The organism is Pseudomonadota bacterium, from assembly GCA_022572885.1.
Taxonomy (GTDB): Bacteria; Pseudomonadota; Gammaproteobacteria; order Steroidobacterales; family MnTg04; genus MnTg04.
Genome location: JACZVC010000024.1, coordinates 37274 through 45417, shown reverse-complemented (window position 1 = coordinate 45417; position 8144 = coordinate 37274). Strand labels below are relative to the sequence as shown.

Sequence of the window (8144 nt, the reverse complement as noted above, 5' to 3'; positions counted from 1 at the left end):
TATCGGGTTGGCTTTCCCGTAGGATTTCCTGGATTCTCTCGATGAAATGGGTGTTTACCCAGTCGACGACAAAACGATTCGGCGCCAGGAGTTGTAAATCGCCGTTTGTCTCGATTGCCTGCAGGGGCCTGATCCAGGTGTTGAACTGCTGTTCGGGCAGATCGTTTTCGAGTTGTTGTACGCAACTGTTCCAAAGAGGCGAAAGCACGATTTTCCTTTTTTGTTCTGAAAATTTTTTTGCCGGGAAGCATTCCAGTCTATACTTCTTGTGACGAGTTATCCACAGGCGATTTTGCACCAAAAAACACCTCCCTTCGCTTGACACTAAGCGAGGCCATCCGTACAGTGGCGGCCTTTCGTCAGGGGCCGGGGGACGGTCGACCAATTGATGGACAGCAGAAATAATTCGGGGCCGAGGTCATCATGAAACGCACATTCCAACCCAGCATCATCAAGCGTAAGCGCACCCACGGTTTTCGTGCCCGGATGGCGACGAAAGCGGGGCGGCTGGTGTTGAAAAGGCGTCGCGCCAAAGGCCGTGTAAGATTGGCTCCATAGCAGACCTTTGCCAGATTAGCGCTTGCCAACGACCGTCAACAGCAAAGACCGTTCATTCCAGCAACACCAGAGGCTGATCAGCAAGCCTGATTTTTCCCGAATATTCGAAAACAGCCAGCGTTCCAGTGACTCGCTGTTTACAGTATTGGGGAAAAACAACGATCTTGGCTACGCTCGGCTGGGTATGGCTATTTCCGTGAAAATGGCAGGCAATGCGGTGCGCAGGAATCGCCTGAAAAGAGCAGTACGGGAATCGTTTCGCCAGGCTGGCAGTACACTGCCGGCGATAGATTTCGTGGTAGTGGCGAGGGCCGGCGCCACGATGGCGAAGCGGGGTAAACTAAGGCACAGCCTTGACAGGCATTGGCAAAGGGTTAGCGAAAAATGCGCCGGGTGATGCTGTTTGTGATCGATATCTACCGTTGGTTTCTCAGCCCGCTGTTGGGAAGCAATTGCCGCTATTACCCGAGTTGTTCCCATTTTGCGCGGGACGCAATAAGAATCCATGGGGCGTTACGGGGTTCCCTGCTGGCGGCTCAGCGCATAGGACGTTGCCACCCGTGGGCCGATGGCGGCTATGACCCGGTCCCAGCCAAGGACATAAAGGCGTTCAACTGCAATGGATAATCAGCGTTTTATACTCTGGGTAACGCTCGGGTTTTTGCTCTGGCTGAGTTATCAGGCCTGGCAGGAAGACTACGCTCAGCAGGCTTCTGGGCCAGGCAGTCAGCCATATGCCGCGGAACGCGTTGACAGCTTGCAGGATGCACTACCCGAGATCGCGATCGATACTCCTGCCGAGGCCATAGAGCCCGCGACAATTCAGTCGTCCGCGATCGAGAGCCTGGCACAAGCGCCGTCGGCGCAACCGGCCCAGGGCGACCATGTCCCCGTTATTCATGTCAGCACCGATGTTTTCGATCTCGAAATCGGGCTGCAGGGCGGTGATATTCGCCACGCGACACTGAAGGCATACCCGGTGGCAAAAGACCGGCCGGATCAAAAGATCACCTTGTTGTCGCCGAACCTGCCGGATTTGTACCAGCTGCAGACAGGTTTGCGGACGACCCAGGGCGCGAGCGCACCGAATTTCGAGGCATGGTTCCGGACCGACCGGCCGGCTTATCGGCTTGCCGAAAGCGAAAACGAGCTGCGGGTAGAGCTGCACTGGAACGATGGCCACGGCATCAGTGGGATCAAGGAATATACTTTTCGACGAGGCCAGTACGGCATCCAGGTTAAAACCACCGTGAGCAACGGCAGTGACGCCAGCTGGACCGGCGCCGATTACCTCAGAATTCGCCGCCACAACCAGAAACAGGAACGGTCGATGTTCGATGTCGAAACATTCTCGTTCCACGGGCCAGTTTTTTATGACGGCGATAAATATGAAAAACTGGATTCTGACGAGATCCGGGCAGGCGAAATCGACGGGACTTACGCTAATGCATGGATAGCGTCCATTCAACATCATTTCCTGACTGCGGCGGTACCGCCGGCGGCGTATGTCTACCGGGGCAGCGTACGCCAGAACATCGATGAACTGCTTGCCCTGGGTCCGGGGCGCGTAATTCAGCCCGGGCAATCCCACACCTTCGAAGGGTTGTTGTTTATCGGGCCCAAGCTGACCGATCAACTCGAGGAACTGGCCAGCGGGCTGCGGCTGACGGTCGATTATGGCTGGTTGACGATCATTTCGCAGCCGCTTTTCTGGCTACTGGAAAAAGTCCACGGTTTTGTAGGCAACTGGGGCTGGGCGATCCTGATCGTGACCGTGCTTTTGAAGCTGGTTTTTTTCAAGCTCACCGAGACCAGCGGCAAATCGATGGCGAAAATGCGCAAGCTGCAACCGCGCATCAAATTGCTCCAGGAACGCTACAAGGACGACCGCGAAGCGCTGAGCAAGGGCATGATGGAAATGTACAAGCGCGAGAAGGTCAACCCGGTTGCCGGTTGCCTGCCGATGCTGGTGCAGATGCCGGTATTCCTGGCGTTCTACTGGGTCTTGCTCGAAAGTGTTGAAATGCGGCAGGCGCCTTTTATCCTGTGGATTACCGACCTGTCATCGCGCGACCCCTATTTTATTCTCCCGGTTCTGATGGGTGCAGCAATGTTCGGCCAGTTCAAACTCAATCCCGCACCGCCCGACCCGATCCAGGCGAAAGTCTTTATGTTCATGCCGGTGATGATGACCGGATTGATGGCGTTTTTCCCGTCCGGTCTGGTGCTCTACTGGTTCAGCAACACCCTGTTGTCTATTGCCCAGCAGTGGCGCATCAACAAAGTTATAGAAGCGTCCGGTTAGTCTGCGTCAACAGCATTGTATTTTCAGTGCCGGTGGTGGTCTAGACTGATGCCATGACCCTGCGCACAGACGATACGATTGCCGCGATTGCCACCCCGCCCGGTATCGGCGGCATCGGTATTTTGCGGCTGTCCGGACCCGGTGCAGTCACGATCGGCGAAAAAATTTGTGGGGTGCTGCCGGCCCCGCGAACCGCGGCTTTTCGAAAATTCAAAAATGCGGCCGGCGATGCACTGGACCAGGGGCTGGTTTTGTTTTTCCTGGGGCCCGGGTCTTTCACCGGTGAGGACGTCGTCGAACTGCACGGGCATGGCGGCACCGTGGTCATGGATACACTACTGAACGCTGCGCTCGAATACGGTGCCCGGCAGGCGGATCCGGGTGAATTTACCCAGCGGGCTTTCCTCAACGACAAACTGGACCTGGCCCAGGCCGAGGCTGTCGCCGACCTGATCGAAAGCGGCTCGGCGGAAGCGGCGAGAGCGGCCTTGCGCTCGCTGCAGGGTGAGTTTTCCGCGCGCGTAAACGAGCTGGTTGGCGGGCTGGTGCATTTGCGAACCTGGGTCGAAGCGGCGATGGATTTCCCGGAAGAAGAAATCGATTTTCTTGCCGAGCCAAAAGTGCTCGACCAGGTTGACGAGCTGTTGCAGCAATTCGTGCAGCTCGAGGAGGAAGCGAAGCAGGGGGTGTTGCTCAGCGATGGCATGCACCTGGTGATCGCCGGCCCGCCGAATGCCGGAAAATCCAGCCTGCTCAACAGGCTGGCCGGCTATGCGGCGGCCATCGTCACGGACATCCCGGGGACCACCCGCGACCTGCTGCGCGAGCACATCAGTATCGATGGCATGCCGGTACATGTTGTCGATACCGCGGGGATACGCGCACACGGCGATGCGATCGAAAAAGAAGGCATACGCCGGGCTAAAGCCGAGCTGGCAATCGCCGACCGCGCCTTGCTGGTGACCGACAGCGGCGAAGCGCTCGCAAAAGACGACGAATTGTACGCCGAGTTGCCGGCCGGTCTCGCGGTCACGGTCATCCACAACAAGATCGATCTGCGTGACCAGGCGCCGGCTATCGTCGAACAAAACGGGCAGACCGCAATCTACCTGTCGGCGTTGACCGGCGACGGGATCGAGCTGTTGCGTCGGCACTTGAAGGAGGCAGCCGGGTTTAGCGGACAGGGCGGCAGCATCAGCGCGCGCCGGCGGCACCTGGACGCGTTGCACAACGCGCATCGCCATGTGCAAGCCGCGAAGAGCCAGTTACAGGATAATCGCGCCGGCGAGTTGATGGCCGAAGAGCTGCGCGAAGCACAACAACGATTGAACGAGATAACCGGCGAGTTCACCAGCGACGACTTGCTGGGTGAAATTTTTTCCAGTTTTTGTATTGGCAAATAGTTCTGGGGCCATGCCTGCTTACGGGTGCCGGCGATAACGCCAAAATTTACTCATCGAAGTATTTTATGCAAGCCTTGACCATCAATAGATCAGAGCTTCCTTAGGTCAGTGCGAGGACGAACGTACGACCAAATATAGAGGTTGATATCACAAAGCCGAAAAAGATGAGAATGGCAAGCAACGCGATTCCGCCGGCCAACGTCACTGGTTGGACGCGGCCTTTGTTAATCTTGTCGAAAATCGCCAGCATTATGAGCAACACCAACAAGCCGGCGAATGCGAAAGGCCCGTCCGGTACGTCGATGATGGGAAATTTTGCAATTCGTCCAAAAGCCGGCAGAATGATAGCAATTGTTGCGAGCAACATCAGTCGCTTGTGAATCTCGGATCTCTTACGATTAAGAACTGCTGCAACGACGAATCCGGTGAATGCGACCAGCATGCCAATATTTCCCCATACAACGCCCGCGATTCGCGGTAAATCTGCATCGATGTTTCCATACTTCTCCAGCAAACGAGGCGCAAGCCCCAGCGCGGAAGCAGCACCGGAAATAAGGACCAAAATGCCAATGGTTATGCCGATCGCGCCCAGGCGCCTGTGCAAGTCGACTCGCCCGCGGTTTACGGCTGTCGTCTGCACGCAGAACCAGGTGAACCATGCGGTCAGGGCAGCCCCGTGTGCATAGACATACAGCGGAATCACGGGAACATCGAAGAATGCACGCAAGTAAAATGTTGGCGAAAATCCAACCAGGACTATAACCAGCAAGGCAAAGGATAGGTACAGGAAGAATTTGCTTCGAAGATGCAATTCCCGCATGGCTTTCTCTCCCCTTCTTTCAGTGGGTTTGTTTTTTCGTTATTTTTTGTGAGGCTTTTATACGCTGATTTGGAAAAATTATACCGCCGGGGAACTTAAGCTGGAGAGCAATGAACGATCGGGAATGTCCAGTTGCGCGTTTGGGTTTTTAATCTAACGCTCACTTGCAAACCATGGCTGCTTCGCTTCGGCAGCAAACATTCAGTCGTCCTTTCATAGAGTAGATTTGGCGTTCAACGCAGTCGAGGCGCCAGGATCTTGCTCAAAAGATCGCGCTTGCGGTCGTTGCGTTCGAGATGGGGGTGCCTCTCGCCAGCATGGTAATCGACCAAAATCTCGCTGAAAAACTCGGCGTTCTCGACCAACAGACGAATGGGCTCATTTGCCTGCTGGGCATCGACTATTGCCTGCTGCAAAATTTCCGGAGTCCAGCGCCGGCCGTTGACGGCAACCAGGGTGAATGCGGATGGGAGACCTCCAGCCGCCGCGGGAGAGCCAGGCAACACATCGAGAACCCGGTTGTCTTTGGTGGAAACAGAGAAGCCGAGCGAGAATGACAAATTGAGCAGTTCGCGGGTTTCCTCGCGGTCCTGCTGGGCAAGATTGGGCTCTGCTGTATAAACCAGCCGCCACCCTGAGTTCGTGATCCCGTTGAGGGGCGCCTCTGCCTGAATCGAGTAGATTCGGCTATCGAAAAATCCTTTCCAGTCATGGGGTGCGATCTCTGCAAGCGCTGCGACGAGGTCTGCGTATGCGTACGGCGCGACGGTGGCTAAACCACTTTCGCCACCGAAAAACGTGCGGCAAAAGTCATCCAGGCTTCTGCGGCCTTTGCTGAGTTGGCGAATGAGTGTGTCCACCTCCAGCCAGATCAACACGCCTTCGTCGTAGAAATCGACGCCGCGCCGCCATGATGAACCCGCAATGGGACTACCGAAAAGAATTTGTGCTGCCCGCGTTGTGTCGATGAGCGGGCGCCAAGTGCGTCCCGGGCGGTTCGAGAGCCTGGCGGCGATCCGGGCCAGCGCATCCTGGGCATATTCAGGCGTCCACAGACCGCTCCGGGAGGTCAGAACCAGGCCAAGGTATGAGGTGAGACCCTCATAGACCCAGAGCAAATCTGTCTGATAGGGCGTTTGAAAGTTGTCGCGCGTCAAGCCCTCGGGCCGTCGATACTTGGCGTTCCAGGAGTGCACGAACTCGTGGGGCAGAAGCCCGGCCCTCGAATTCATGCGCACCTCTTCCACCAGCGTCCTCTCAGGCAGTCGGTTATCGCTCGATTCGTGGTGCTCCAGCCCGAAGGACTGCACATGATCGCTCAGCGTCAGCAGGAAATCGTATTTGCTGTAGTGGTACGAGCCAAAAAGGGCGATGCCCTCGGCGACCAGGTTCCGAAACGCTTGCTCGGTTTCCGGTTTTATATCGAGCGCTTCTTCGCTATCGGCAACCAGGTGCAGTCGATGCCGCACTTCAGCCTTTCCGGTCAGGTCAAGAACCCGGTGATGGGCGCCTGCCGATACCGGGGAATCGACCAGTGTGGCCAGTGAGACCGTTGCGAAATGTATTTCGTCGCCCTCGCGCCTGCTCTCAACCAGCGCTGTACCAAAACCCCATCCCGCTGGCAGAGTCAGAGAAGGCCGATACATGATTTCGTGCGCTGATTTCCCGGCGGGATAGAGCAACAGCGTATTCCAGCTCATGACCGCAAGCCGATCCGAAGTCGCCGCCCCGGCGGTGAATTGGCCGCTGCCGCTGGGTGGCAGATAGTCAAGTTTGATATCGAGCTGGGTAACGCCCGCCGGGATGTTCACCTGGAAAGCAAACATCTCCTGGGGATCGCGGCGCCAGGAGATTGTTTTTCCACCGGCGTAAAATTTGAGGCCTACAAGATCCGTTATCGGGCCTGTGGGCCCGTGCTCTCCCGGCAGCCACTTGGGATAAAGCAAGTCAAGGGAGCCGGGTTGAACGGGCATCGAGAGGCGGGCGTGGAAAATTCGGCGCGGCGCATCGCTGAGGTCAACGTGAATATCGATTACCGCGGGCGGCTCCTGTGCGACAACCGCGTTCTCGAACGGGAGGGCTACGAGCATTGCCAGTATCGTTGCAATGCGCAAGCTGTGATAAATTGGTTTCATGGAGCTTCCGCGCCGGGGTTGAAAAAGGACCAGGCGCCATCCTACATTACCGCGAATCATTCTGTGACTATTGCGCCGAGCCAGTGGAAGGGGCTCGTAGAGGAGCGGCTTTAGCCGCGATAGGTTTCCCCATCGGGCCTGATGGCCCGCCTGCAGATTTAATACAAAATTTCACAAACGGGTCGTCGGCAGACCCATGTCGTGAATTGATCTCAGGGTTCATTGGCCTTTGCCGGTATTCCAAAAGGGCTGCCGGTTTCCTGGCAGCCCTTTCTGAGTATTGACCCTGGGTTTGATTTTTTGTCAGAATTTTAATCCCCGACCGGTATGGCAGCAGTCGCGGTGACTCGCCACTTGCCGTCCTGTTTTTGCCATACGTGCATGCTCCAGTGTGGATCAGGCTCGCCGGCGCTGTGCACCATCACGGCGATATCTTTGCTAAGGAAGCGAACTTCATAATCGCCGGCGACGTACGGTCCCGTCGGTGCGCCGGCGCTTGCCGCCGCTTCGATCATTTCTGCCTTGCCCGTTACACCCGTGGGGTCCAGGGCCAAAAGGTCGTCAGTAACAAATTGCGCAATGGCGTCCGGTCCCGGTGCTGATCCCCATTCCTTGTCCAGTTGTATCAGCGCATCGGCATCACCGGCATTTGCTGCGGGCATAATCAAGCCCAGGCAAATTACAACGCCTGCTATTTTTCTGATTTCCATGGTTTGCTCCTTTTTTGGCGGTCACCTGCCTGTGTGAAATAGATAATTACTCAGCGATCGTGAGGATCATTGCTGGTTCTTATTGGTGTCTAGTCTATAAGTCTAGTACAGGTTGAGAATTCGGCGATGTTTCCTGCGGGTTGTTGTTTTCAAAGGGATATCCTGCTCCGTTTCGACCATTTGAATGATTGCCGATGCTCGCCAAATCCAAGC

The 8144-nt window shown here is 56.2% G+C and carries 9 protein-coding genes; 5 read left to right on the top strand and 4 right to left on the bottom strand.

The window, feature by feature from the left end; genetic code table 11:
- Positions 1-211 (bottom strand): chromosomal replication initiator protein DnaA (gene dnaA, locus IIA05_09845; protein MCH9027405.1); only part of this gene is annotated, 211 nt, incomplete at its 3' end.
- A 212-nt stretch (positions 212-423) separates the two neighbouring features.
- Between dnaA and rpmH the strand changes: the two genes are divergently transcribed.
- Genes rpmH through mnmE form a run of 5 tightly spaced genes read left to right on the top strand, consistent with a single transcriptional unit; the run spans position 424 to position 4266 of the window.
- Complete coding sequence (gene rpmH / locus IIA05_09840; protein ID MCH9027404.1) at positions 424-558, top strand: 50S ribosomal protein L34; 135 nt, start codon at positions 424-426, stop codon at positions 556-558.
- A 22-nt stretch (positions 559-580) separates the two neighbouring features.
- Positions 581-955 (top strand): ribonuclease P protein component, encoded by a 375-nt coding sequence (gene rnpA / locus IIA05_09835; GenBank protein MCH9027403.1) that lies wholly within the window; start codon positions 581-583, stop codon positions 953-955.
- Positions 943-1185, top strand: coding sequence for a membrane protein insertion efficiency factor YidD (gene yidD / locus IIA05_09830; protein MCH9027402.1), 243 nt, complete (start codon positions 943-945; stop codon positions 1183-1185). Before rnpA ends, yidD begins: the two co-directional genes overlap by 13 nt.
- Positions 1178-2863 (top strand): membrane protein insertase YidC, encoded by a 1686-nt coding sequence (gene yidC, locus IIA05_09825; protein ID MCH9027401.1) that lies wholly within the window; start codon positions 1178-1180, stop codon positions 2861-2863. The genes yidD and yidC overlap by 8 nt, the downstream gene beginning before the upstream one ends.
- Before the next feature lie 53 nt (positions 2864-2916).
- Complete coding sequence (gene mnmE / locus IIA05_09820) at positions 2917-4266, top strand: tRNA uridine-5-carboxymethylaminomethyl(34) synthesis GTPase MnmE (protein ID MCH9027400.1); 1350 nt, start codon at positions 2917-2919, stop codon at positions 4264-4266.
- Positions 4267-4366: 100 nt separating this feature from the next.
- On the opposite strand, the gene IIA05_09815 is transcribed toward mnmE, so the two are convergent.
- The 3 genes from IIA05_09815 to IIA05_09805 all read right to left on the bottom strand — a co-directional run bounded on the left by IIA05_09815 (position 4367) and on the right by IIA05_09805 (position 7931).
- Positions 4367-5086 (bottom strand): hypothetical protein, encoded by a 720-nt coding sequence (locus IIA05_09815; protein MCH9027399.1) that lies wholly within the window; start codon positions 5084-5086, stop codon positions 4367-4369.
- 233 nt (positions 5087-5319) lie between these two features.
- Positions 5320-7221 (bottom strand): M61 family metallopeptidase, encoded by a 1902-nt coding sequence (locus IIA05_09810; GenBank protein ID MCH9027398.1) that lies wholly within the window; start codon positions 7219-7221, stop codon positions 5320-5322.
- A 311-nt stretch (positions 7222-7532) separates the two neighbouring features.
- On the bottom strand, positions 7533-7931 hold the full coding sequence (locus tag IIA05_09805; protein MCH9027397.1) for a nuclear transport factor 2 family protein: 399 nt from the start codon (positions 7929-7931) through the stop codon (positions 7533-7535).
- Positions 7932-8144: the final 213 nt, after the last annotated feature.